Annotated in this window: 1 pseudogene; it reads right to left on the bottom strand. The window is 44.4% G+C overall.

Annotated elements, in window-relative coordinates:
• Window positions 1–259: pseudogene (locus SB775_RS31035) on the bottom strand (lipoprotein YteS); the annotation flags it as partial.

The following is a 259-nucleotide window of genomic DNA, read 5'->3' as shown; positions in this document are numbered from 1 at the left end:
CTTCAAGCAGCTGAAAGCTTTCAGGATCATCATACGTTCTAAACATTTCTTCAGGGACGAACATCACGTCCCCCTCTTTTGCAGTGATTTCAACGAGAAGCTTCTCAGGAATCGCAGGGAAGATGTGGACGTTGTATGTCTCTTGATCCGGCTGAAAAGCCTTCTCCATTAATTGATCTTTCATTCCCTTTGACATGTCAGAAAAAATAAGGACATCGATACCGTTTGTTTCCCCCTGGCAGGCTGACAAACAAAAGGC

This window comes from Peribacillus sp. SIMBA_075 (genome assembly GCF_046534585.1).
The sequence above is the reverse complement of the archived record's forward strand: the minus strand, read 5'-3'. Positions and strand labels throughout refer to the sequence as shown.